Raw genomic sequence first — 22,814 nt, 5'->3', positions numbered from 1 at the left:
CGGACGCCGAACGCGTGACGCAGGCCATGCCCGGCTGGGCCGCGCGTCCGGCGCGTACCCGGCAGCCGGTGGGTGGTCGGGTCAGCGGCCGGTCACATGGGGTGGTGCCAGGGTGTCGGGCGGGAGCAGCGGGCACGCCTGCGGGGTGCCGAACCCGGTTCGGACCGGGAGCACCCCGGCCCAGTAGGACGGGTCGGCGACGTCGGCGTCGTCGTCGATCGGAGGGCCGGTCCGCACCTTGAGGCTGGCCTCGGTGAGATCGACGGCGAGGACGGCGGTGGCGGCCATCTCCTTCGTCGTGGGCAGCCGGGCATGGCCCCACGAGCCGGGCGCGAGATGCTCGACGATCGCGCGCAGACCGGCCAGCCGCTCGTCGTCGTCGGTGACCGGCCGGGCCGGCCCGTGCACGACCGCGCTGCGGTAGTTCATCGAGTGGTGGAACACCGAGCGGGCGTAGACGATCCCGTCGACGTGGGTCACGGTCACGCACACGGGAGCGCCCGCGGTGGCGGCGCGCAGCGTGGCCGCTCCGGTGGAGCCGTGCAGGTAGAGGGTGTTCTCGATGCGCCCGTACCCGGTGGGCAGCACGACCGGCGTGTCGTCGATCACCACGCCGAGGTGGCACACGAGACCGGCGTCGAGCACGCGGTAGAGCTCCGTGCGGTCCGTGCGGGCGCGGTTGCCCAACCGGCGCACGGTACTGCGCGGGGTGGGGGAGAGCGGGGTCTGCGTGGTCGTCACGAGCCCAGCCTGCGTGACTGAGTGGCATCCTGACAGAGCCAATTCGCAGCAGTTCCAGGAGGCCGATGCGGGGATGGCCGTGCCCGAGATCCCGCCCGTCGTGCTGGACCGCGACCGCGGCGCCCCGTTGGGTGTGCAGCTCGCGGGGGCGTTGCGGGCGGCGGCCGCGACCGGAGCCCTGCGCGCCGGGGACCGGCTGCCCTCGACCCGTGCGCTGGCCGCGGCGCTGGGCGTCAGCCGCACGGTGACGGCGGCGGCGTACGAGCAGCTGCTGGCCGAGGGCTGGGTGGCCGGGCGGACCGGGGCCGGCACCTACGTCACCGCGGTCCCCGCACACCCCGACGCCGCACCCGTCGCCGACGCACCCCCGGCGGCGCCCGCTCCGGAGCCCGAGGGCCTGGTCGACCTGCGGGCCGGGACGCCGTGCGTGCAGGTGCTGGACCGGGCCGCGTGGCGGCGCGCGTGGCGCGCGGCCGCCGACGCCGCGCCCGACGTGAGCCCACGGCCGGCGGGCGTGCCGGAGTTCCGGGCCGCGGTCTCCGAGCACCTGCTGCGGCACCGCGGGCTGCCGGCCGGTCCGGCCGGTGTCCTGGCCACCGCAGGCAGCACCGCGGCGATCGCCGAGCTGGCCCGGACCCTGCCTCGGGGCGCTCGGGTGGCGGTCGAGGAGCCGGGATACCGGCGGGCAGCCTGGGCGCTGGCCGACGCCGGCCTCGAGGTCGTGCCGGCCCGGGTGGACCCACACGGCCTCGACGTCGCCGCGCTGCCGGCGGGGCTCGCGGCCGTCTACTGCACCCCGGCGCACCAGTTTCCGCTGGGCGGGCGGCTGCCGGCCGCGCGCCGGATGGCCCTCGTCGAGCGAGCCCGCGCCGAGGGCTTCCTGGTCATCGAGGACGATTACGACGGCGAGTTGCGCTACGACGTCGCCCCGCTGCCGCTGCTCGCCGCACTCGGCCCGGACGTGGTGGTGCATCTCGGCACCGCGAGCAAGCTGCTCAGCCCGACGCTGGGGGCAGGCTGGCTGGTGGGCCCGCCGGCGGTGCGCGCCGCGGTCCTCGAGCAGCGCGACCGCACCGGGTCTCGCCCGTCGCCGGCCGGACAACGGGTCTTCGCGGCGTTCGCCGCGCACGGGGACCTGGCCCGGCACCTGCGCCGGCTGCGCCGTGAACTCGCCGAGCGACGGGTGGGCGTGGTCGCCGCCGTCACCGCCGCCGGGCATCGGGTCGTCGGCGACGCCGCGGGAGCGCACGTCGTCGTGCCGCTGGCGGACCGCGCGGCCGAGGAGGCGGTGCTCGCCGCCGCGGCCGCCCGGGGCGTGGGGCTGGACGGGCTGACCCGCCACCATGCCGCCCACCGGTCCGGCCCGCGAACGGCCGGGCTCGTGCTCGGCTACGCCGGGCCGGACCGGGCTGACGTCGAGTGGGCGCTCCCGGTCGTCACCGAGGTGCTCGCCGCCCACCCGCGCGGCTGACCCACCTCCGGAAAGTGCCGACTCGCGGTCCCGAAAGTGCCGACTCGCGGTCCCGAAAGGGGCGACTCGCGGGTTAGAAGATCCAGTGGACGGGCTCGTGGCCGCGCACGGCGACGTCGGCGAAGCGGCCGCCGGCGAACGCGAGCGGCTCGCCGTCGCGGTCGCAGACCCGCTGCACCGCGCCGAACACCACGAGGTGGTCGCCCGCGACGAGCTGCCGGTCCACCGTGCACTCGACGTGCGCGAGCGCGTCCGGGACCACCGGGATCGAGTGGTCGCCGTAGATCAGCGGCAGCCCCTCGAAGTGGTTCTCGCCGCGGCGGGCGAACCGCAGCGCGATCTGCTCCTGGCGGGCCGACAGGATGCTGACCGCGAACCGGCCCGCCGCGGTGACCGCCTCGGTGGTCCGCGCCCCGGTGGTCAGGCAGACCAGCAGCATCGGCGGGTCGAGGGACACCGAGGTCAGCGAGTTCACGGTCATGCCGTGCGGCTCGCCGTCGACCTCGGTGGTCACCACGGCGACACCGGTGGCGAAGCGGCCCATCGTGCGGCGCATCGTCAGCGGCTCCACGCCCGCCTCGATTTCGGTCGCAGGAGACATGGCTGGCACCTCCGGGGGTGGCTCAGGCGCGGTAACGGACCTCGAACGTGGTGCACCCCTCGTCGCTGCGCCACGGGCCGTGCCGCATGCCCGGCGGGCGGCAGGCGTACATCCCGGCGGTGAAGGTCTCGCCGAGCTCGAGGTCGGTGAACGAGCCCTCCAGGATGTACACCTCCTCCCAGAAGTCGTGGATCTGCACGCCGTTGGGGGTGGTGTCGGTCCCCGGCTCGAACCGCAGGATCCGGGTCGCGACCCCGGTGTCCCCGTCGGCGGCGAGGATGCGCTCGGTCAGCGCGGGCACGTCGCCCGCGCAGGGGGTGAAGTCGACCTTGTCGACGGGGAAGAACTCGTGCTCCGGCTTGGCCATCGCCAGTGTCTCCTCTCGGTTCGCGGGGATCAGGCGGACTCGTCGTAACCGGCGAGGAAGGTCTCCACCTCGCCGACCGGGCCGTCGAATCCGTAGTTGCGGAAGGCGTAGCCCTTCACCACGAACGGCGCGCCCGCATAGAACATCTCGTACTGGTGGTGCCGGCCGGCGAACTCGCTGCCGACGGCGTCCCAGGCGAGCTTGAACAGCTTGATCCGGTCCGCGGCCGGAGCGCTGGGCGAGTGGATGTAGCGGTCGATGTCGGCCCGGGTCTCCGGGTTGCGCATGTCCGCCACGCTCGACGGAACCTGCAGCACGCCGCCCCCGACCAGGTCGCGAAGGATCGCCAGCGCCCGCGGGTACAGCTCGGCCTGCAGTCCCATCGCGCCGTAGACGGCCCGGGACCCCGGCCGCCACACCCCGGCCGCGTCGGGCTCGGCGGTGTACTCGGCGGCCAGCACCGCGGACTCCACCAGGGAGGCCAGGCTGGCGAGCTCACCGAGCTTCTCCACCACGCCGGGGAACTTGTCGACGCCGTTGGTCTGCGCGACCTTGCGGGCGATGCCGGCGATGAACTGCAGCTTGACGGCGAACCGGATCTGCGCCTGCCAGTTGCCCAGCACGTGCGCGCCGGTGTCGAAGAACTGCTTGCGCAGCCCGGCGACGTCCCGGTCGACGAAGACGCGCTCCCACGGGATGAACACGTCGTCGAAGACCAGCAGCGCGTCGGTCTCGTCGTAGCGGCTGGTCAGCGGGTAGTCGTAGGCGCTGGTGGCCGCCGGGGCGAACGGGCGGCGGCAGTACAGCTTCAGGCCCTTCGCACCCACCGGGACGGCGAAGCTGATCGCGAAGTCGCGGTCGTTGTCGGTCAGCGGCTTGATGCAGGACACGAAGATCTCGTCGGCGACCGCGGCACCGGTGGCGAGCATCTGTGCGCCGCGCACCACGATGCCGTCCTCGCGCTCCTCGGCCACGCCGACCTGGATGAGCTCACCCTCCCAGGCGTGCGCGGTGGTCGCACGGGAGACCTGCGGCGGGATGATCGCGTAGGAGAGGTAGAGGTTCTCCCGCTGCATCCGCTGGTGGTAGGCGGTGACGTTGGCGGCGAAGTCGCGGTCGCCGGAGGCGAACGCCTCGGGGTGCGCGGCGAACGCGTCGAAGAACGCGCCCACGTGGTCGGGGCTGCGCCCCACCCAGCCGTGGGTGTGCCGGGCCCAGGTCTCGGCGGCGTGCCGGAACGCGGCGAGGTCCTCACGGCTGCGCGGAGCCGTGAACACCCGGTTGGTCTCGATGCCGGTGTCCGGGTCGGTGTGGGTCATCTTCGACGCCGGGTCGGCGGCGACGTCGAACAGTTCGGCGATGGTGGCCGCGATCGGGCGGAAGGCGGCGTGCTCGGCGACGTTGCGCACCCGCTCCCCGTCGACGTAGATCTCCCGCTCGTCGGTGATTGCGGCGAGGTACTCGGCGCCGGTCCGCATCACGCGCTCCTCTGCTTCGTCTCGTAGGTGTGGGACAGCGTGGTGCCGTCGGGGAGGGTCATCTCCAGCCGCCAGCGGGTGCCGTGGACGAACTCGCCGGTCAGCAGCGGGAAGGTGCCGCCGAACACGACCAGGTCGCCGTCGATCTCCCCGAGGACGGCGGTGAGCCGTGGGAGGAGATCGGCCGGGGTACGCAGGGCGGCGAGGGTGCCGCGCTGGTAGGGCGTGTCGTCGACGCTGCTCTGCGCCGCGATGTCGTCCCAGCGGATCTCGGACAGGTCTTCGGGCAGTGCGACGACGATCCGGCTCAGCGGCTTGGGGCAGGCCGCCTTCGAGCGCGGGATGTCCTCGCGCTCGAGGCGGCGGTCGGTGTGGTCGGAGCCCACCGCGAGGTGAAAGCGCCCGGCGTGGCGGACCAGCACCGGCTCCACCTCGCCCGAGGTCTCGGCGCCGTCGACCTCGACGACGGCGGCGGTCGTCAGCAGCGCCGGGTCGAGGTCGTAGAAGGCCGGCACGGTCGGCGGCGGAGGCACGCCGATGTGTGCGAGCTCGTCGATGTGCGCCTTGACGGCGGCCTCGTCGCGCCCGGTGTAGCCGGCCACGACGAGCCGCTGCGGAGTGACGGTGAGCTGCTCGTCCGTGCCGGCGACGTGCAACTGCAGGGCATCGGACATCGGTCAGACCTCGTTTCTGGTCAGGACGGGGGCGGGTGTCGAGGGGAGCCGGCGGTCGGCGAGCACCGGGAAGTCGGCGCGGACCGCCGCGACGATGCCGGGGTCGACGTCGGCGACGGTGATGCCCTCCCGGTCGTCGGCCTCGGCCAGCACCTGGCCCCAGGGGTCGACGACGCGGCTGTGCCCGCCCAGCACGACGCCCCCGTTCTGCTCGCCGACGGCGTTGCAGGCGACGAGCAGCACCTGCTCCTCGACCGCCCGGCAGGAGGTGAACAGCCGCCAGTGGGCCAGCCGGGCCGCCGGCCACGCCGCCGGGACGACAACGGTCTCGGCGCCGGCGTCGACCAGGGCCCGGTAGAGCTCGGGGAAGCGCAGGTCGTAGCAGGTGGTCGCGGCGACGGCGCCGAGCGCGGTGTCGGCGACCGCGATGCTGTCACCGGGGGTGAGCAGTTCGGCCTCGCGGGACTGGTAGCCGAACACGTGCATCTTGCGGTAGCTGTGCAGGACCGTGCCGTCGGGACCGATGAGCACGGCGGTGTTGTGCAGCCGGCCGTCGGCGGAGCGCTCGAGCACGCTGCCCAGGTGCAGGTGGCAGTTCAGCCGGTGGGCCCACTCCCGGCCCGCGGCCACGGTGTCCCCGTTCAGCGGCTCGGCGCGCTCGGCGTAGGCGTCGAAGGCGAAGTAACCCGGCCCCCACAACTCCGGGAGCACGACCAGGTCGGCTCCGGCGGCGTCGGCGACCATCTGTCCGACCCGGTCCCGCCGGGCCTGCACGGCCTCCGTCACCGGACTGGCGACCTGTACCAGGGCTACCCTCACCCGCTTGCTCCTCTCGCACCGTCTCGATCGGACGGTAGGTCACTGGTACGTAGTATGCAAGTACCTCGTATGTAAGACTCCAGCGCGTGGCCAAGCTGAGCGGCATGACCGCTGTCGAGCGACCCAAGACCCTGTCTCGGATCGCCTACCTGCGGATTCAGCAGGCGATCCGGGACGGCGACATCTCCCACGGCAACCTCTACTCGGAGAACGAGCTCGCCGAGAAGTTGGGCATGTCACGCACGCCGGTGCGGGAGGCCGTGATCGCACTGGTCCGTGAGGGACTCGTCGAGGTCGCCTCCCAGCGCGGTTTCCGGCTGCGCCAGCTCTCGCCCGCCCAGCGCGCCGAGGTCTTCGACCTGCGCACCCTCCTCGAGTCCTACGTCGCACAGCGGCTCGCCACCGAGGCGACCGACGACGACGTCCGCAGGCTGCGCGAGATCATCGACCGGCAGGAGCAGCTCGCCGACCCGGCCCAGGCCTCGGCGTTCCTCGCCGTGGACGAGGAGTTCCACCTGCTCATGCCGCGGCTGCTCGGCCTCGACCGCACCCACGACACGCTCGTCACCCTCCGCGGCACCATGTGGCTGATCGGTTTCGAGGCGCTCGCCCTCCCGCGGCGGATCCCCGCCGTCATCGCGGAGCACCGCGCGATCGTCGACGCCATCGCGGCGCACGACCCGGAGGCCGCCGCCCGGGCCGCCCGGGCCCACATCGAGAACACGGCCGCCGCCGCCCGCTGAGCGATCGCTCAGACCAGCAGCCCCAGCCGCGCCGCCAGGCGCGCGGCCGCCGAACGGTTGGGGCGCCCGGTCTTGGCCAGCACGTGCTCGACGTGCGTGGCGACGGTCCGCGGCGAGACGCGCAGGGTGCGGGCGGTCTCGGCATTCGTCCGGCCGCGGGACACCGCGTCGAGCACCTCGAGTTCGCGCAGCGTCAGGCCGAAGGGTGCGTCCGTGGGCCGGTGCAGCACGACGACGCCGTGCACGCCGCCGTCCAGGCTCACCGCGAGCAGGTCGGCCCCGAGCAGCACGAGCAGCGCGCGCGGCGACTCCCGTCCGGCCAGCAGGTCGTCGAGCAGTGGCCGCAGCGGGGAGCCGGGCGCCGCGAGCTCCGGACGTGCGTCGGCCGACAGCGCCTCCGCAGGCCCGGTCGAGGTGACGAGCAGCCCGTCGGTGCAGCCGTCGGTCAGCGCCCCGGTCGCCGGCGCCGCGCACGGGAGCGGGTCCAGGGCGGCGGCGAGGTCGTCGGCGAGCAGGTCGAGAAGGGCGACCACGTCGTCGTCGGGGTGGCGGCGGTCGATCGTGCTCGCGTTGAGCATTCCGAGGTAGCGCCCATCGCGGGCGAACAGGCACTGGGTCAGCCCGTCGGCGAACCCGAGCGGGTCGATCACGGTCTCGAAGACCTCGCCGTGGCGCCGGGCGCGCGGGATGTCGCGCACCCGCAGCGGGCCGCCGGTGTCACGAACCTCGGCGAAGAGGGGGTCGGCGTGCATCCGGGTGTCCAGGAATCGCAGCGCCGTCGCGGGGTAGCCGGTGCTGGCCACGGTGACGTGCCGCCGGGCCACGGGGTCCCAGCGGGCGAACGCCGCGCAGTCATAGGGCAGCACGCCGTGCAGCGCATCGAGCGCCGCGCTGAGCACACCGACCGGGGTCGCCGCCGGGCGTCTGCTGCGCCGCAGGAAGCCACGGAGCTCCCGTGCGGCCCGCAACCGCGACGAGGATGTGTCCGGCGTCACGCCGCCCACGCTACGGACCGTGCGGGTGTGCACAAGGGGTCGTCCGGACGCACATCCGTCGATCGACCGATCTGCGCCCGCGCGGTACCGCCTAGCGTCGCCGCAGCTCGGCGGCCGTCCGGCCGGAGCGCGAGGAGGAACCATGCGGGTCGACGAGTACGCCGCTCACGACGCGACGGGCCTGGTGGAGCTCATCCGTGACGGTGCGGTGAAGGCCGAGGAGGTGCAGGCCGCGGCGGCCGCCGCGCTCGACTCCATGCAGCCCGAGCTCAACGCGCTGGTCGGCGAGCGGTTCGCCGAGCCGCTGGCGTACAACGCGGCCGGCCCGTTCGGCGGCGTGCCCTTCGCGATCAAGGACCTGATCATTCACGCGGCCGGGGTCCCGCAGCGGGCCGGCACCCGGCTGCTCGGCGACGGCGTCGCGGCGGGGGAGGACACCTACCTGATGGCCCGGTTCCGGGCGGCGGGGCTGGCCACGATGGGTGTCACCGCGACTCCCGAGCTGGGGTTCAACGCGAACACCGAGCCGGTGTCGAACGGGTCGACGCGCAACCCCTGGGACACCACGCGCAGCCCGGGCGGGTCCAGCGGCGGGTCGGCGGCGCTCGTGGCCTCGGGGGCGCTGCCGATGGCGTCGGCCAGCGACGGTGGCGGCTCGATCCGCATCCCGGCGGGCTGTTGCGGGCTGGTCGGGCTCAAGCCCACGCGCGGGCGGACCACGGTCGGCCCGGACTACGCCGACCCGCTGCTGGGTCTCGGCATCGAGTTCGCCCTGACCCGGACCGTGCGCGACTGCGCCGCGCTGCTCGACGCCGTGCACGGCGCCGAGCCCGGCGACCGCTACCTGTTGCCCGCCCCGGTGCGCCCGTTCGCGGAGGACGTGCGCGCAGGCAGTCCGCGGCTGCGGGTCGCCGTCAGCACCACGCCGTCGTCCGGGCCCGGTTCGACCGACCCGCAGTGCGTCGATGCGGTGCGCCGGGTGGCCGACCAGTTGGAGGCGATGGGGCACCAGGTGGTCGAGGCCGCCCCGGCCGTCGACGCCGAGCAGTTCGACGACGCGAACCTGGTGGCCTGGTGCAGCTTCCTCGCCGACGGGGTCGACACGATCGCGGCGGCCCTGGGCGTCACGCCGAGCCCGGACACTCTGGAGGCGACGACGCTGGCCTGCGCCGAGCACGGGCGCACCCTCCGCGCGTCGGACCTCTACGCCACCGACCGGGTCTTCAACGCGACCACCCGCACGGTGGCGCGGTTCTTCACCGAGCACGACGTGCTGCTCACGCCGACCTCCTGCGCGCCGAACACGCCGCTCGGGTACCTGAACGCGAACGACGACTCGCTGGACGCGCGAGGCTGGTACGACCGGATCTTCTCCTTCGCCGGGTTCACCGGGGTGGCCAACGTGACGGGGATGCCGGCGATCTCCCTGCCGCTGGGCTGGTCGGCCGAGGGGTGGCCGATCGGGGTGCAGTTCGGGACGGGGCTGGGCCGCGAGTCGGAGCTGCTCGCGCTCGCCGGGGACCTCGAGCGGGCGATGGGCTGGGCCGGCCGCCGCCCGCCGGTGTGGGCGGGCGGCTGACCGCTTCCGCGGGAACCCGAGCGCCCCGGCCGGAACTCAGGCCGGGGCGCTCGCTCCTGTACCGGACTCCGGCGTGATCACCGCGAGCAGCGCGTCGGCCATCTCTCGCCCCAGTTCGGCCGGCGTGCGCGGGCCGCTGGGGCGGTACCACTTGTAGGTCCAGTTCACCGCGCCCAGGCACATGTTCACGAAGACCTTGGGCGTCATGGCAAGGTGCAGGTCCGGGTGCCCGGCCAGGTGCTGTTCGAGGGTAGCGGTGAACAGATCCTCGAAGGCGCGTCGCCGGACGAGCAGTTCCTCGGCGAGGTCGGGGCCCAGCTCGTCCTCCTCCTCGAAGCAGATCTTCAGCAGTTCCCGGTTCTCACACGTGTAGACGACGCGGAAGACGAGCAGGTCACGGAGCCCGTCGAACGGGGTGGCAGCGGCGTCGATGGTCTCCCGCGCCATCCGCAGGCTCTCGTCCAGCACGTCGGAGTAGATCCGGACGAGCAGTTCCTCCTTATTGCGGAAGTAGTGGTAGAGCGTCGGTTTGGACAGCCCGACGCCCGCGGCGATCTCGTTCATCGACGTCGCTCGGTAGCCCTGCCTGCCGAAGATCTCCACTGATGCGGCGAGCACGCGCCGTCGCTGTGCGTCGGCCCGTGTCGAGGTCGTGTCGGTCATTCGCGTGATCTCTCGCATCGGTGGTCGAAAGCAGACCGTAACCCGCCTTGACAGTTGTGGTGCAGGGCACGAGCCCGACCGGCTGCGCGCCGAGCTGTCCGCCCGGATGGTCGAGGCGCGGCGCTCGTCGTCACGGCGGGACGCCGGGATCGTGACGTTCCGGCACGAGGGGATCAACCAGCGCGGCGAGGTCGTCTGCCGGGCCACCCGTGCTGCGTTCATGCGCTGCCGGCCGGAGGATGGCACAGGTGCCTGACAACCCTGACATCCGCGCGCTGCGCAGCCTGCTGTTCGTCCCCGGCAGCCGCGCCGACATGATCGCCAAGGTCGGCCGGTCCGGGCCGGACGGCGTGGTGCTCGACCTGGAGGACGCGGTCGCGGCAGCGGACAAGGACACCGCGCGGGACACCGTCGTCGAGGCGCTCGACACGTTGGAGCTGCCCGCATCGACGCTGGTGCTGGTGCGAGTCAACGTGCCCGGCAGCCCCTGGTTCGCCGACGACGTCGCCGCCGTCGCCGCGACCCGGGCCGCGGGTGTCGTGCTGCCCAAGCTCGAGCGCACCGACCAGCTCGCCGACCTGCAGCGGCTGTTCGTCGCGCACGGCCGGGACGCCGCCGACCCCGCGGTGGTCGTGGCCGGCCTGGAGACCGCGCTCGGCGTGGCCGACAGCCGCGAGCTGCTCGCCGCCGGGGCCGCGATGGGTGTGATCGCCGCGTACTTCGGCGCCGAGGACTACATCGCAGACATGGGCGGGCGCCGTACCGCCGAGGGCACCGAGGTGCTTTACGCGCGCAGCCGGGTCGCGCTCGCCGCCCGGCTGGCCGGGCTCGCCGCGCTCGACCAGGTCGTCGTCGCGGTGCACGACGACGCGGCGTTCCTCGCCGACGCCGAGCAGGCCCGCGCCCTCGGCTACCCGGGCAAGATCTGCTTGCACCCCGAGCAGGTCGCGCTCGCGAACCGGGTGTTCACCCCGTCCGCGGAGGAGATCGCGCACGCCCGCGCCGTCCTCGCGGCCTCGGTCGACGGGGTCGGTCTGCTGAACGGCGAGATGATCGACGACGTGCACGTGCGGATGGCGCGGGCGACCCTCGCCAGGGCCGGGGAGCCCACCCCCTCCTGACGGGTTCGATTTCTCATCCGATCCGGCGCATGGGGTACTCAGAGCTCGCCGCCGGTGGTCCAGGGGCGCACCATCGCATCCACATCAGCATGATCGCCCGGGAGCCAGCATGACGTCGGATCAGCCGACCGCACGACAGACCGAGGAGTTCGATGCGGGACGGGCGGTCACCCTGGCCGTCGTCGCGGCGCTCGGTGGGTTCCTCTTCGGCTTCGACACCGCCGTCATCAACGGGGCCGTCACCGCGATCACCAAGCTGTTCCAGATGAGCCCGGTGCTGGCCGGGTTCGCGGTCGCGTCCGCGCTGCTGGGCTGTGCCGTCGGGGCCTGGCTGGCCGGCCGGATCGCCGACCGCCAGGGCAGGGTCCGGGTCATGGTGCTGGCCGCGGTGTTGTTCGTGGTCAGCGCGATCGGTTCCGGGCTGGCGTTCGCACCGTGGGACCTGATCCTCTGGCGGATCGTCGGCGGGCTCGGGGTGGGCGCGGCGTCGGTCATCGCGCCGGCCTACATCGCCGAGATCGCGCCGGCCTCCATCCGCGGCCGGCTCGGCTCGCTGCAGCAGCTCGCCATCGTCACCGGCATCTTCGTGGCCCTGCTTTCGGACTACTTCCTGGCCACCGCGGCCGGCGGAGCGGAGCAGCCGCTGTGGTTCGGGCTCGAGGCCTGGCGCTGGATGTTCATGACCGCGGCGCTGCCGGCGCTGGCCTACGGGCTGCTGGCGCTGCAGATCCCGGAGTCGCCGCGCTACCTGGTCTCCCGCGGTGAGGTGGGGCAGGCGAAGACGGTGCTCTCGACGATCCTGAGGACCGGCGTCGACGACCGCATCGCCGAGATCCGGCGGACGATGGCGCGCGAGGACCGGTCGTCGTTCTCCGACCTGCGGGGCCGGGCGCTGGGGCTGCAGCCGATCGTCTGGGTCGGCATCCTGCTGTCGGTCTTCCAGCAGTTCGTCGGCATCAACGTGATCTTCTACTACTCGTCGGCACTGTGGCAGCAGGTCGGGTTCAGCGAGAGCGACTCGCTGGTCATCACGGTGATCACGTCGGTGACCAACATCGTGGTCACCCTGATCGCCATCGCGTTCATCGACAAGGTCGGGCGGCGCAAGCTGCTTCTCATCGGCTCGGTGGGCATGTTCTTCAGCCTCGGCGCGCTGGCCCTGGTCTTCGGCACCGCCCCGGTGGTCCACGGCGAACCCCAGCTCGGCGGGGCACAGGGCACGATCGCGCTCATCGCGGCGAACGCGTTCGTCGTGTTCTTCGGCATGTCGTGGGGCCCGACGGTCTGGGTGCTGCTCGGTGAGATGTTCAACAACCGCATCCGCGCCGCTGCCCTCGGCCTGGCTGCGGCTGCCCAGTGGATCGGCAACTTCCTGGTCTCGACGACGTTCCCGCCGCTGGCCAGCGTCAGCCTCGGCCTGGCCTACGGTCTCTACACCGCGTTCGCGCTGATCTCGTTCTTCTTCGTGCTCAAGTTCGTGCCGGAGACGAAGGGCAAGCAGTTGGAGGAGATGGCCTAGCCGCGCACGCCGTACGGTTCGCGTGTGCGCAGCGTTCCGCACCGGGACCCCGAGGACGCGTCCTGGGGCCACGGCTACCTGCTCGACACGACCGGCCACCGGGTGCACTACACCCGCGGCGGATCGGGCCGGCCGGTCGTGATGCTGCACGGCTGGCCCGGTTTCTGGTTCGACTACCGACTCCTGCGCCCCCTGCTGGAGCCGGACGCCGACGTGATCGCGGTCGACCTGCGCGGCTTCGGGGCCTCGGACCGGCCCGATCTGCCGGTCGCGGAGTACGGACGCGAGGCGCAGGCCGGCGTGGTCCGTGCAGTGCTCGACGGCCTCGGGCTCGGCGAGGTGGTGCTGGTCGGCTATGACGTCGGCTCGGCGGTGGCGATCCAGCTCGCCCGGGACGCGCCCGACCGGGTCACGGCGCTCGTTCTCGGCAACCCGATGCACCCGGCTGCGGGCCGCCTCGCGCTGTCCCCCGAGTACCGAGGGGAGTTCTGGTACCAGGACTTCCACCGGCTCCGGCTGGCCGAGCAGCTCATCGACGGCGAGCCGCTCGCGGTGGAGACCTACCTGCGGCACTTCTACGAGCACTGGGGAGGCCGCCAGCAGCCCCTCGGTTCGGCGCACCTGGCCGCGCTCGTGCGTACCTACGCCGAGCCGGGCGCGTTCACCGCCGGCCTCAACTGGTACCGCTCCGGATCCTCGACGATCTTCGCGGCGATGGCGGCCCGGACCGCGCCGCCGCCGCCCCCGGTCGAGGTGCCGGCGGCGGTCGTCTGGGGTGCGGCCGACCCGGTCTTTCCGCTGCCGTTCGCCGAGGGCCTGGGCGAGACGCTGCCGCAGCACACCCTGACCGTGCTCGACGACGTCGGCCACTTCGTCCCGCTGGAAGCCCCGGACGAGATGGCCACGGCGATCCGCTCGGTCCTGTAAGGGGCTCTCCGCCGAGTGCCACACCACGGTAGTTCGATCATGAGGTGACGACCGTGTTGTGGCACTCGGAGAGGAGAACGACTCGGCCGGTCAGGCCGCGTCGGGATGAAGACGCCGCACTGCATCCTGCTCGTCGATCATCAGTGGTGAGGCCGGGCGAGCTGTCCCAGTGCTTCCGGTAGGTCGACGACGTCGGCGTACTTGGCGTCGAGGTCGGTGAGGTTCGACGTGTGCAGCTCGGCGGAGCGGTCGGCGCAGGCCTGCCGCACCACCTGCGGACGGAAGCCGTGCTGCAGCGCGTCGGTCGCCGAGGCTCGGACGCAACCCGAGGTGGAGACCCCGCACAGCACCACGGTGTCCACACCCGCCGCCGCCAGCGTGGACGCGAGCGAGGTGCCGAAGAACGCCGAGGCGTACTGCTTGACCAGCACCGGCTCCCCGCCGGCGGGCTTCAGCGGCGCCGCGATCTCGCCCCACTGCCCGTCGGCGTCCTCGGCGAACGCCGCCAGCGCCGGGACCTTGCGCACGAACAGCCCACCGTCGGCCAGGCCGCGCGTGTAGCGGACGACCGTCCAGAGGACCGAGTGCCCGGCCGACCGGGCGGCGGCCACCAGGTCGGCGGTCGCCGCGACGGCCGGGCCCGGGTCGGGCAGGGCGAACGGGCCTTCCGGATCGGTGTAGGCCCGGACCAGGTCGATCACCACCAGGGCCGGTCGCGAGCCCCAGCCGACCCGCCCGGAGAACGCCGTCCCGTGCGGCCCGGTCACGAGGACCAGACCGGCCGCTTCGGCGCCGGCAGCCCGGTCTCCGCCTCGCAGCGCTCCAGCAGCACCTCGATCGGCGGCCCCATGTCGAACGTCGGCAGCTCCGCCGGCCGCGACGCCCGCATCTCGTCGCGCAGCGTCGCCGTCGCGGCCGCGTCCACGGTGCCGTCCTCGGACACGACCACGCCGTAGCGCCGGGCGCCCTCGGCGGTGACCAGCCCGCGGGCCACCTCGAGGGCGACCAGCGCGGGGTCGCGCTCCAGCGGGTCGCCCCACCCGCCGCCGCCCCAGGTGACGAAGTGCAGCACGTCGCCGGGGGAGACCGGCACGTCGTGGCACTTCGACGGCAGCACTTCGCGCTCTCCCGAGACGCGGTCGATCCACTTCGTGCCGCGCGCGCCCGGCGCCCCGCCGTTGACGCCCCACGGGTAGGTCAGCCAGCGGTCGTCGTGGATCGCGATCGTGCCCGGCTCGCAGAAGACGTACGCCACGTCGACGCCGTTGCCGCCGCGGTGCAGCCCCGCCCCGCCGGTGTCGGCGACGGTCTCCCACTTCTCGATGCGCAGCGGGTAGTACGACTCCAGGTACTCGCACGGGATGTTGACGAAGCTCGGCCACAGCGAGTGGCCGTCCGGTCCGTCGCCGAGCGGGCGGCCGGGGATGCCGCCGAAGCCGATCGAGTACAGCTGGAACCACTCGCCGGCCCGGTCTCCGCCGGAGTAGTAACCGGAGTACATGAAGTGCGGCGACGACGAGAAGCCCGCCGCGTTGAGCAGCGCCGGGTTGGTCTGCCCGAGCAGCCCGCCGAACAGGTCGAACACCCGGCCGATGCCGTGGTTGCGGCCGTTGAGCGAGGCCGGGTGCTTGGGCTTCCAGTACGAGCCGTCCGGGATCGTGACGTCGACCAGCGGGTAGAAGCCGTCGTTCCACAGGATCTGGGGGTCGGCGACCGTGATCATGTAGATCCCGAAGAACATCCGGGTCAGGTTCTCGTTGATGTAGTAGTTGATCGGCCCGGCGGCCTGCGGCGAGGACCCGGTGAAGTCCAGGTGCACCCTGTCGCCGTGCCGGGTGAGCGAGAGCTTCAGCTCGTAGGGGCCGTTGCCGACGCCGTCGTCGCAGATGTAGTCGGTGAAGCGCAGCGTCTTGCCGTCCTCGAACACCGCCGCGAGCAGGACCCTCATCGCGTCGTAGTTGCGCTGCAGCAGCGCGTCGAGCGCCGAGAGGTACGTCGCGGTGCCGAACCGCTCGCACATCTCCACCACCCGCCGCGACGCGGTCCGGCAGGCCGCGACCAGGCCGTTGAGGTCGGCGCGGTTCCAGTCCGGCATCCGGACCTGGTTGAGGATGATCCGCAGTGCGTCCTCGTTCAACGTCCCCTTCGAGTACAGCTTGAAGGGCGGGATGACCACGCCTTCCTCGTAGATCGTCCGCGCGTCGGTGGGCATCGAGCACGGGGTCTTCCCGCCGACGTCGGACATGTGCCCGAACATCGACGCCCAGCCGACCACCCGGCCCCCGTGGAAGATCGGCATCACGATGAGCCAGTCGTTGGCGTGGCTGATCGCCGCGCCGCAGGCGTACGGGTCGGACGTCAGCAGGACGTCGCCCTCCTCGACCGTGTCGTCGAAGCCCTCCAGGAAGTCCGGGATGGACAGTCCGAACTGGCCGACGACCATCTTCCCGCTCGGGTCGCCGATCAGCGGGAACTCGTCGTGCTGCTCGCGGATGCCGGGGGAGAGCGCGGTGCGGAACAGCACCTCGTCCATCTCGTAGCGGGCGTTGCGCAGCCCGTTCTCGATCAGGTCGAGGGTGACCGGGTCGACCTCGCCCTTCTCGATCTCGCCGGTCGCGGTCTCGATGATGCGCGCCATCGCTCAGCCCTCCTGCAGGGGGTTGATCAGGAGGCTGCCCGACGGGTGGACCGTCGCCGCGTGGCCGGGCAGCACCAGGGTCGTGGAGTCCATCTCGGTGACGATCGCGGGCCCGGTGACCACGTCCCCGGCACGCAACTTCGCCCGGTCGTAGACGCCGGCGTCCACCGTGGACCCGGAGACGTGGATCGGGTGGGTGTCGATCAGCGCGGCGGCCGGGTCCCCGTCGCCGTAGTCCAGGATGATCGCCGCGACCGACGGGCGCGGCCCGGTGACGGTGGCCCGGGCGTTGACCAGTTCGTGGTCGACGTTCAGCAGGAACGAGAACAGCCGCTCGTGCTCGGCGTCGAAGGTGGAGGCGAGGATGTCGAGCGCCTTGTCCCGGTCCTCCAGCCAGGCGGGGTCCACGTCGACGGCGATCTCGAAGCCCTGCCCGTGGTAGCGCACGTCGACCTGGAAACCGACGGTCTGGTCGGCGCGCTCGACGCCCTGGGCGGCCAGCCGGCCGCCGGCCTCGTCGGCCAGTTCGGTGAGCAGCATCGCGAGATCGCCGCCGGTGAGGTCGCGGAACCGGCGCAGGCTGGTCCGGGCGGCCTCGTTGCGCAGCGAGGTGGTGGCGTCGCCGAGCGCGCAGAGCACTCCCGGTGACGGCGGCACGATCACCGGCCAGGCCCCGGTCAGCCTGCCCAGTGCGTTGGCGTGCAGCGGCCCGGCACCGCCGAACGCGACGAGCGCGAAGTCGCGCGGGTCGAAGCCCTGCTGCACGCTGACCAGCCGCAGGCCACCGAGCATGTTCTCGTTGACGATGTCGACGATCCCGGCCGCCGCGGCCTCGGGCGATTCCAGCCCCATCGCCTCGGACACCGACGACACGGCGGTCCGCGCGGCCGCCACGTCGAGGGTGATCTCGCCGCCGGCCAGCGTCGGCGGCAGGTAGCCGAGCACCACGTTCGCGTCGGTCACGGTGGGCTCGGTGCCGCCCTTGCCGTACGCCGCCGGACCGGGGTCGGCGCCCGCGGACTGCGGGCCGACGCGCAGGGCCCTGGTCAGCTCCGGCACATGCGCGATCGAGCCGCCGCCCGCGCCGACCGTGCGGACGTCGACGCTGGAGGCCCGGACGGTGAGGTCGCCGACCTTGGTCTCCCGGCCGATCCGCGGCGAGAGGCCCTGTACCAGGGCGACGTCGGTGGACGTGCCCCCCATGTCGAAGGTGATCAGGTCGGAGTAGCCGCACTGCTCGGCGACCCACACCGCGCCGGTCACGCCGCCCGCCGGGCCGGAGAGCAGCATGGTCACCGGGGCGTGCACCGCGGCGTCGGCCGCGGAGAGGCCCCCGTCGCTGCGCAGGATGGCCAGCTCCCCGGCCACGCCACCTTCGGCGAGCTTGCCGGACAGCGTCTCGAGGTAGCGCTTGACCTGCGGCTGGACGTAGCCGTTGGCCACCGTGGTCACGGTGCGCTCGTACTCGCGCAGCTCGGGCAGCACGTCCGAGGACAGCGACACCGGGACACCGGGCAGCTCCTCGCCGGCGATCGCCGCGATCCGCTTCTCGTGCGCCGGATCGGCGAAGGAATTGATCAGCGAGACGGCGAGCGCCTGGATTCCCCTACCGCGCAGCTTCTGCAGTTGGGCGCGCACGTCGGCCTCGTCGAGCTCGCGGATCACAGCGCCGTCGCTGCCGATCCGCTCGGCGACCTCGACGGTGTTCTCCAGCGCGGCGAGCGGCTCCGGTTTGGGCCAGATGATCCAGCCGGCGAGGCCGCCGGGAACGTAGGAGCGGGCGATCTGCAGGACCTGCCGGAAGCCCTTGGTCGTGACGAGCCCGACGACCGCGCCCTTGCCCTCCAGGATCGCGTTCGTCGCGACCGTGGTGCCGTGCAGCACCTGGGCGACCTCGCTCAGCTCGATGCCCGCTTCCGCGCACACCTTGCCGATGCCGTTGAGTACCCCGACGGCCTGGTCGGCGGGGGTGGAGGCGGTCTTCGCCCGCCACGTGCTGCCGCTGGCCTCCTCGACCAGCAGCACGTCGGTGAAGGTGCCGCCGACGTCCACACCGAGCCGATAGGTCATGCGTCCTCCTGCTGTTCTGCCGCGGCGCGGACCATCACGGCCCGGGCGTTGTGGATGTGTGCGGTCATCACGGCCCGCGCCCACTCGGGATCGCCCGCGCGCACAGCGGCGACGATCTCGAGGTGGTGGGCCAGGCTGCGGCGCAACGAGGCGTCGTCGTAGGTGTGGAAGTTGCGCAGCACGATCGGTGCGTGGATCGCCCCGGCCAGGGCGGTGGCCAGTGCAGGGTGGTCGGCCAGTGTGACGAGCCGGCGGTGGAAGTCCCGGTTCAGCGGGACCAGCGCGTCGAGGTCCTGGTGCGCCCCCGGGGCGCCGACGTCGAGCATCCGGTGCGCGAGCGCGTCGAGTGCCTCGATGTCGTCGGCACCGGCCCGGGGCACGGCGCGTGCGGTGAGCCGCGGCTCGAGCGCGGCCCGCAGGTCGAACACGCCCTCCAGCTCGGCGACCGACCACGAGGTCACCCGCGCGCCCCGGTTCGGGCTGATCTCGACGAGGCCCTCGGCGGCCAGCCGGGTGAGTGCCTCGCGGACCGGGGTGCGGCTGACGCCCAGTCGCTCGGCCAGTTCGACCTCGCCGAGCCGCAGGCCGGGTGCGAAGTCGCCGCGCAGGATCATCTCCCGCACCGCCTCGACCGCTCGTTCCGATGCCCGCGTCACAGTGACCTCTCCCACCCTGAGCTAGATTGTGTGCAATTTAAGGGTGAGAGGTTTCGCTGTCTACGGATCAGTCGTATTTTTCTTGTGTCTGTATGCAACATCGAGATGAGACGGGGAGACCTTCGTGGCCGATCTGCTGAGCGCACCGAAACCGCCCCGGGCCCGGCTGCGGGAGCTGTTGCGCGCTGCGGCCGAGGGGAGCCCGCTGCTGGCGCCGGGCGCCTACGACGCACTGTCCGCACGACTGATCGAGCAGGCCGGGTTCGACGTCGTCTACATGACCGGGTTCGGCACGACGGCCTCGCTGATCGGCCGCCCCGACGTCGGGCTGCTCACCGCCACGGAGATGGCCGACAACGCCCGGCGGATCGTCGCCGCGGTCGACGTCCCGGTGATCGCGGACGCCGACACCGGCTACGGCAACGCGATCAACGTGCTGCGCACCGTGGCCGCCTACGAGCAGGCGGGCGTGGCCGGGCTGCACCTGGAGGACCAGGTGATGCCCAAGAAGTGCGGCCACATGAGCGGCAAGGCCGTGATCGGGGCCGACGAGATGGTCGGCAAGATCAAGGCTGCCGTCGCCGCCCGCCGCGACCCCGACCTCGTGATCATCGCGCGCACCGACGCCGCGGCCGTCGAGGGACTGGACGCGGCGATCGCGCGCGCCCGTGCCTACGCCGGGGCGGGCGCGGACGTGCTGTTCGTCGAGGCCCCGACCAGCGAGGACGACATCGCGCGGGTCGCCGCGGAGCTGCGCGGCGTGGCGCCGCTGGTGTTCAACTGGGCCGAGGGCGGCCGCACACCGGCGCTGTCGCTGGGACGGATCACCGAGCTCGGGTTCTCTCTGGTGCTCTACCCGATCGGCGCCCTGCTGGCCGCGACCGCGGGCATCCGGGCGCTGCTCGACACGGTCCGCAAGGACGGCACGCCCGCCGCGGCGCTGCCCGACGTGCCCACGTTCGGCGAGTTCACCGACCTCATCGGGCTGCCCGAGATCAGTGAGTTGGAGCAGCGGTTCAGGCCCTGACCGGGACGAACGCCCCGAGTCGTCACGCCGCTCACGCCCGGCGCGGGCAGCGCGGCTACCCTCGGCGGCCATGAGCCCGCACGCAGATCCGGACCGTCGCCGCCTGCGGGTGGCCGTGGTGTTCGGCGGCCGCAGCAGTGAGCACGCCATCTCCTGTGTATCGGCCGGCAGCGTGCTGTCCCACCTCGACCGGGAGCGCTTCGAGATCATCCCGGTCGGCATCACCTGTGACGGCGCCTGGGTGCTCGGTACCGACGACCCGGCCCAGCTGCGGATCACCCGGCGCGCCCTGCCCGCCGTCGACGCGGGCGGCACGGCGCTGGTGCTGCCCGGTGACCCGACCCGCGGGGGGCTCGTGCGGCTCGACGCCGAGCGGGCCGGGGAGGTGTTCGCCGGCGTCGACGTCGTGTTCCCGGTGCTGCACGGCCCGTTCGGCGAGGACGGCACCCTGCAGGGGCTGCTGGAGATGGCCGGTGTGCCCTACGTGGGCGCCGGGGTGCTGGCCAGCGCGGCCGGGATGGACAAGGAGTTCACCAAGAAGCTGCTCGCCGCCGACGGCCTGCCGGCCGGCGACCTCGTCGTGCTGCGCCGCGGCACCGCCACGCTGACCGGGGCCGAGCGTGAGCGGCTCGGATTGCCGGTGTTCGTCAAGCCGGCGCGGGCCGGCTCGTCGGTCGGGATCACCAAGGTCACCGACTGGGCCGACCTGGACGTCGCGATCGCCACCGCCCGCGAGCACGACCCGAAGGTGCTGGTCGAGGCGGCCATCGTGGGCCGCGAGGTGGAGTGCGGCGTGCTGGAGTTCCCCGACGGCTCGGTGCGGGCGAGCGTCCCCGCCGAGATCCGGCTGGTCGGGTCCGGTAAGGGCGCAGGCGCGCCCGAGTTCTACGACTTCGAGTCCAAGTACCTCGACGACGTCTGCGAGTTCGACATCCCGGCCAAACTCGACGACGCCGTCACCGAGCGGCTGCGCGAACTCGCCGTGGCCGCGTTCCGGGCGCTGGACTGCCAGGGTCTGGCCCGGGTGGACTTCTTCGTGGGCCCGGACGGCGAGCTGACCGTCAACGAGGTCAACACGATGCCCGGGTTCACCCCGATCTCGATGTACCCGCGGATGTGGGCCGTGACCGGGGTCGACTACCCGACGCTGCTGACGACGCTCGTCGAGACCGCGGTGGCCCGGGGCACCGGGCTGCGCTGAGGCCCCGGATCACCGCGACTCGCGCGCCGGATACTGCCGACTCGCGCGCCGAAAACTGCCGACTCGCGGGTCAGCGTACGGCGACGGGGGCGGCGGGGAGCGTCGTGCGGATCGTGTCGGAGACCACCTGCAGCGGACCGCTCCCGGCGGCGTTCGGGGCGGTCAGCACCACGTAGACCGGCCGGTCCACGGCGACGTAACTGGTCAGCGCCGAATCCGGGGCGGCGTCGGTGAGCTGCAGCCAGCGCACCCCGTTGACCTCCAGCAGGGCCGAGGTCGGGTTCAGCTCGGCCGGGCGCGGCATGCCGCAGCGCAGCACGACCGGACGCGGGGAGGCCGCCCAGGCGAGCACCCCCGGCTGCGCGGGCGCGGCCTGCGGCCGCGACGGCAGCGTGCCGCCGTCGCCGGGGAGCGTGGACGGGAGCGCGGCCAGCAGCGCCGCGCACTCGGGGGTGCCGGCGCCGGGGGCGTTCACCGGGGCGACCGCCAGCGGGCCGGTCTCGGCCGGGGGCGGGGTGGTGTCGCCGGTCACCCCGCGGATGCGCAGGGTGATCGAGATCGCGGCGACCGCGACCGCCAGCAGGACGGGCAGCGCGATAGCGACGATCACCGCTGGGCGAAGGCGTTCGGGCTGCCCGGTCCCACTCTCGGTCCTCACCGCCGTCAGCCCAGCTTGACGACCGGGCAGGTCAGTGTGCGGGTGATGCCGTTGACGCCCTGCACCTGGGCGACCACCAACTGGCCCAGCTGGTCGACATCGTCGGCCTCTGCGCGCACGATGACGTCGTAGGGACCGGTGACATCCTCGGCGGAGATGACCCCGGGGATGCCGGAGATCTCGGCGGCGACGGCGGCGGCCTTGCCGACTTCCGTCTGGACCAGGATGTAAGCCTGCACCACGGCGTGCCCCTTCCATGTTCGTGATCGTCGGGTCGTGTCAGGTAGGAAAGTCGGAAGCCGAACGTACCGGAGGTGGCCGCCGTGCCCACATCGTCGAGGGCCTCTTCGGGGCATTCCGAGGCGATGAACACACTGTCCGAGATGGGTGAGTTCGGGTTGATCGCCCGAATCACCGCTGATCGGCCACAGCCGGCCGGGACGCTGCTCGGCCCGGGCGACGACGCGGCCGTGGTCGCCGCGCCCGACGGGTGTGTCGTCGCCTGCACGGACGTGCTCGTCGAGTCGGTGCACTTCCGGCTCGACTGGTCGACCCCGGAGCAGGTCGGCCGCAAGGCCGCGGCGGCCAATCTCGCCGACGTCGCGGCGATGGGCGCGGTGCCCACCGCGCTGCTGGTCGGGCTCGCCTGCCCCGCGTCGACGCCCGTCGAGACGCTGGAGGGGCTCGCGGCAGGGCTGTGGGCCGAGGCCGGGACGGCCGGGATCGGTGTCGTCGGCGGTGACGTGGCGTCGTCGGCGACCCTGGTGCTGTCGGTCACCGCGCTCGGTTCGCTGGAGGGCCGGGAGCCCGTGACCCGGGCCGGGGCGCAGCCCGGCGATGTGGTGGCGCTGTGCGGGCGGGTGGGC

Annotated in this window: 24 protein-coding genes; 10 read left to right on the top strand and 14 right to left on the bottom strand. The window is 72.9% G+C overall.

Annotation, left to right across the window (positions count from 1 at the left end; genetic code table 11):
* Nucleotides 1-81: 81 nt before the first annotated feature.
* On the bottom strand, nucleotides 82-741 hold the full coding sequence (locus tag HF526_RS29790) for a pyridoxamine 5'-phosphate oxidase family protein (protein WP_169384916.1): 660 nt from the start codon (nucleotides 739-741) through the stop codon (nucleotides 82-84).
* Between the two features lie 73 nt (nucleotides 742-814).
* Between HF526_RS29790 and pdxR the strand changes: the two genes are divergently transcribed.
* Nucleotides 815-2,212: a MocR-like pyridoxine biosynthesis transcription factor PdxR gene (pdxR, locus tag HF526_RS29785; RefSeq protein WP_169384915.1), complete on the top strand. Its 1,398-nt coding sequence runs from the start codon at nucleotides 815-817 to the stop codon at nucleotides 2,210-2,212.
* Between the two features lie 73 nt (nucleotides 2,213-2,285).
* On the opposite strand, the gene HF526_RS29780 is transcribed toward pdxR, so the two are convergent.
* From HF526_RS29780 to HF526_RS29760, 5 genes are read right to left on the bottom strand one after another with little or no spacing between them, the layout of a single operon-like run.
* Nucleotides 2,286-2,813, bottom strand: coding sequence for a flavin reductase family protein (locus HF526_RS29780; RefSeq protein WP_169384914.1), 528 nt, complete (start codon nucleotides 2,811-2,813; stop codon nucleotides 2,286-2,288).
* Nucleotides 2,814-2,835: 22 nt separating this feature from the next.
* Complete coding sequence (locus HF526_RS29775) at nucleotides 2,836-3,180, bottom strand: cupin domain-containing protein (RefSeq protein ID WP_169384913.1); 345 nt, start codon at nucleotides 3,178-3,180, stop codon at nucleotides 2,836-2,838.
* Nucleotides 3,181-3,209: 29 nt separating this feature from the next.
* Complete coding sequence (locus HF526_RS29770) at nucleotides 3,210-4,658, bottom strand: 4-hydroxyphenylacetate 3-hydroxylase family protein (RefSeq protein ID WP_169384912.1); 1,449 nt, start codon at nucleotides 4,656-4,658, stop codon at nucleotides 3,210-3,212.
* Nucleotides 4,658-5,332 (bottom strand): DUF2848 family protein, encoded by a 675-nt coding sequence (locus tag HF526_RS29765; protein ID WP_169384911.1) that lies wholly within the window; start codon nucleotides 5,330-5,332, stop codon nucleotides 4,658-4,660. The genes HF526_RS29770 and HF526_RS29765 overlap by 1 nt, the downstream gene beginning before the upstream one ends.
* Before the next feature lie 3 nt (nucleotides 5,333-5,335).
* Nucleotides 5,336-6,151: a nitrilase-related carbon-nitrogen hydrolase gene (locus HF526_RS29760; protein ID WP_169384910.1), complete on the bottom strand. Its 816-nt coding sequence runs from the start codon at nucleotides 6,149-6,151 to the stop codon at nucleotides 5,336-5,338.
* 104 nt (nucleotides 6,152-6,255) lie between these two features.
* Here HF526_RS29760 and HF526_RS29755 point away from each other — a divergent pair, with 104 nt between their 5' ends.
* A complete protein-coding gene (locus HF526_RS29755; protein ID WP_211177994.1) occupies nucleotides 6,256-6,894 on the top strand; it encodes a GntR family transcriptional regulator in 639 nt (212 codons plus the stop codon).
* Nucleotides 6,895-6,902: 8 nt separating this feature from the next.
* Here HF526_RS29755 and HF526_RS29750 read toward each other — a convergent pair whose 3' ends face one another.
* On the bottom strand, nucleotides 6,903-7,889 hold the full coding sequence (locus tag HF526_RS29750; protein WP_169384908.1) for a LuxR C-terminal-related transcriptional regulator: 987 nt from the start codon (nucleotides 7,887-7,889) through the stop codon (nucleotides 6,903-6,905).
* A gap of 142 nt (nucleotides 7,890-8,031) precedes the next feature.
* Between HF526_RS29750 and HF526_RS29745 the strand changes: the two genes are divergently transcribed.
* Entirely contained in the window at nucleotides 8,032-9,468 is a 1,437-nt protein-coding gene (locus tag HF526_RS29745; protein WP_169384907.1) for an amidase, read from the top strand.
* Nucleotides 9,469-9,504: 36 nt separating this feature from the next.
* Here the strand turns inward: HF526_RS29745 and HF526_RS29740 are convergent, their stop codons facing one another.
* A complete protein-coding gene (locus tag HF526_RS29740; protein WP_211177993.1) occupies nucleotides 9,505-10,131 on the bottom strand; it encodes a TetR/AcrR family transcriptional regulator in 627 nt (208 codons plus the stop codon).
* Between HF526_RS29740 and HF526_RS34830 the strand changes: the two genes are divergently transcribed.
* The 4 genes from HF526_RS34830 to HF526_RS29720 all read left to right on the top strand — a co-directional run bounded on the left by HF526_RS34830 (nucleotide 10,121) and on the right by HF526_RS29720 (nucleotide 13,698).
* Nucleotides 10,121-10,387: a hotdog family protein gene (locus tag HF526_RS34830; RefSeq protein ID WP_211177992.1), complete on the top strand. Its 267-nt coding sequence runs from the start codon at nucleotides 10,121-10,123 to the stop codon at nucleotides 10,385-10,387. The two genes, HF526_RS29740 and HF526_RS34830, sit on opposite strands and share 11 nt — an antisense overlap.
* Nucleotides 10,380-11,252, top strand: coding sequence for an HpcH/HpaI aldolase/citrate lyase family protein (locus tag HF526_RS29730; RefSeq protein ID WP_338051843.1), 873 nt, complete (start codon nucleotides 10,380-10,382; stop codon nucleotides 11,250-11,252). Before HF526_RS34830 ends, HF526_RS29730 begins: the two co-directional genes overlap by 8 nt.
* A 109-nt stretch (nucleotides 11,253-11,361) precedes the next feature.
* The gene (locus HF526_RS29725) at nucleotides 11,362-12,771 is read left to right on the top strand and encodes a sugar porter family MFS transporter (protein WP_169384904.1); all 1,410 of its coding nucleotides are present in this window, start codon (nucleotides 11,362-11,364) and stop codon (nucleotides 12,769-12,771) included.
* A gap of 24 nt (nucleotides 12,772-12,795) precedes the next feature.
* Nucleotides 12,796-13,698: an alpha/beta fold hydrolase gene (locus HF526_RS29720; RefSeq protein ID WP_169384903.1), complete on the top strand. Its 903-nt coding sequence runs from the start codon at nucleotides 12,796-12,798 to the stop codon at nucleotides 13,696-13,698.
* A gap of 140 nt (nucleotides 13,699-13,838) precedes the next feature.
* On the opposite strand, the gene HF526_RS29715 is transcribed toward HF526_RS29720, so the two are convergent.
* The 4 genes from HF526_RS29715 to HF526_RS37150 are packed head-to-tail and all read right to left on the bottom strand — an operon-like array spanning nucleotide 13,839 to nucleotide 19,062.
* Nucleotides 13,839-14,465: an isochorismatase family protein gene (locus HF526_RS29715; RefSeq protein WP_169384902.1), complete on the bottom strand. Its 627-nt coding sequence runs from the start codon at nucleotides 14,463-14,465 to the stop codon at nucleotides 13,839-13,841.
* Nucleotides 14,462-16,336: a hydantoinase B/oxoprolinase family protein gene (locus tag HF526_RS29710; RefSeq protein WP_169384901.1), complete on the bottom strand. Its 1,875-nt coding sequence runs from the start codon at nucleotides 16,334-16,336 to the stop codon at nucleotides 14,462-14,464. Before HF526_RS29710 ends, HF526_RS29715 begins: the two co-directional genes overlap by 4 nt.
* Nucleotides 16,337-16,339: 3 nt before the next feature.
* A complete protein-coding gene (locus HF526_RS29705) occupies nucleotides 16,340-18,406 on the bottom strand; it encodes a hydantoinase/oxoprolinase family protein (protein ID WP_169384900.1) in 2,067 nt (688 codons plus the stop codon).
* Nucleotides 18,403-19,062, bottom strand: a complete 660-nt coding sequence (locus HF526_RS37150; RefSeq protein WP_169384899.1) for an FCD domain-containing protein — start codon at nucleotides 19,060-19,062, stop codon at nucleotides 18,403-18,405. The genes HF526_RS29705 and HF526_RS37150 overlap by 4 nt, the downstream gene beginning before the upstream one ends.
* Before the next feature lie 124 nt (nucleotides 19,063-19,186).
* Here HF526_RS37150 and HF526_RS29695 point away from each other — a divergent pair, with 124 nt between their 5' ends.
* Both HF526_RS29695 and HF526_RS29690 read left to right on the top strand, forming a co-directional pair.
* The gene (locus HF526_RS29695; protein WP_169384898.1) at nucleotides 19,187-20,089 is read left to right on the top strand and encodes an isocitrate lyase/phosphoenolpyruvate mutase family protein; all 903 of its coding nucleotides are present in this window, start codon (nucleotides 19,187-19,189) and stop codon (nucleotides 20,087-20,089) included.
* A 70-nt stretch (nucleotides 20,090-20,159) separates the two neighbouring features.
* Complete coding sequence (locus tag HF526_RS29690; protein WP_169384897.1) at nucleotides 20,160-21,290, top strand: D-alanine--D-alanine ligase family protein; 1,131 nt, start codon at nucleotides 20,160-20,162, stop codon at nucleotides 21,288-21,290.
* A gap of 70 nt (nucleotides 21,291-21,360) precedes the next feature.
* Here the strand turns inward: HF526_RS29690 and HF526_RS29685 are convergent, their stop codons facing one another.
* Both HF526_RS29685 and HF526_RS35880 read right to left on the bottom strand, forming a co-directional pair.
* On the bottom strand, nucleotides 21,361-21,948 hold the full coding sequence (locus HF526_RS29685) for a DUF3515 family protein (protein WP_169384896.1): 588 nt from the start codon (nucleotides 21,946-21,948) through the stop codon (nucleotides 21,361-21,363).
* 5 nt (nucleotides 21,949-21,953) lie between these two features.
* Nucleotides 21,954-22,190, bottom strand: coding sequence for an Lrp/AsnC ligand binding domain-containing protein (locus HF526_RS35880; protein WP_169384895.1), 237 nt, complete (start codon nucleotides 22,188-22,190; stop codon nucleotides 21,954-21,956).
* Nucleotides 22,191-22,313: 123 nt separating this feature from the next.
* Between HF526_RS35880 and HF526_RS29675 the strand changes: the two genes are divergently transcribed.
* On the top strand, nucleotides 22,314-22,814 hold a 501-nt coding region (locus tag HF526_RS29675; RefSeq protein ID WP_239029315.1), incomplete at its 3' end, for an AIR synthase related protein.

It is taken from the genome of Pseudonocardia acidicola (assembly GCF_012911935.1).
Taxonomy (GTDB): Bacteria; Actinomycetota; Actinomycetes; order Mycobacteriales; family Pseudonocardiaceae; genus Pseudonocardia; species Pseudonocardia acidicola.
This window is presented reverse-complemented; position numbering and strand designations above follow the sequence as displayed.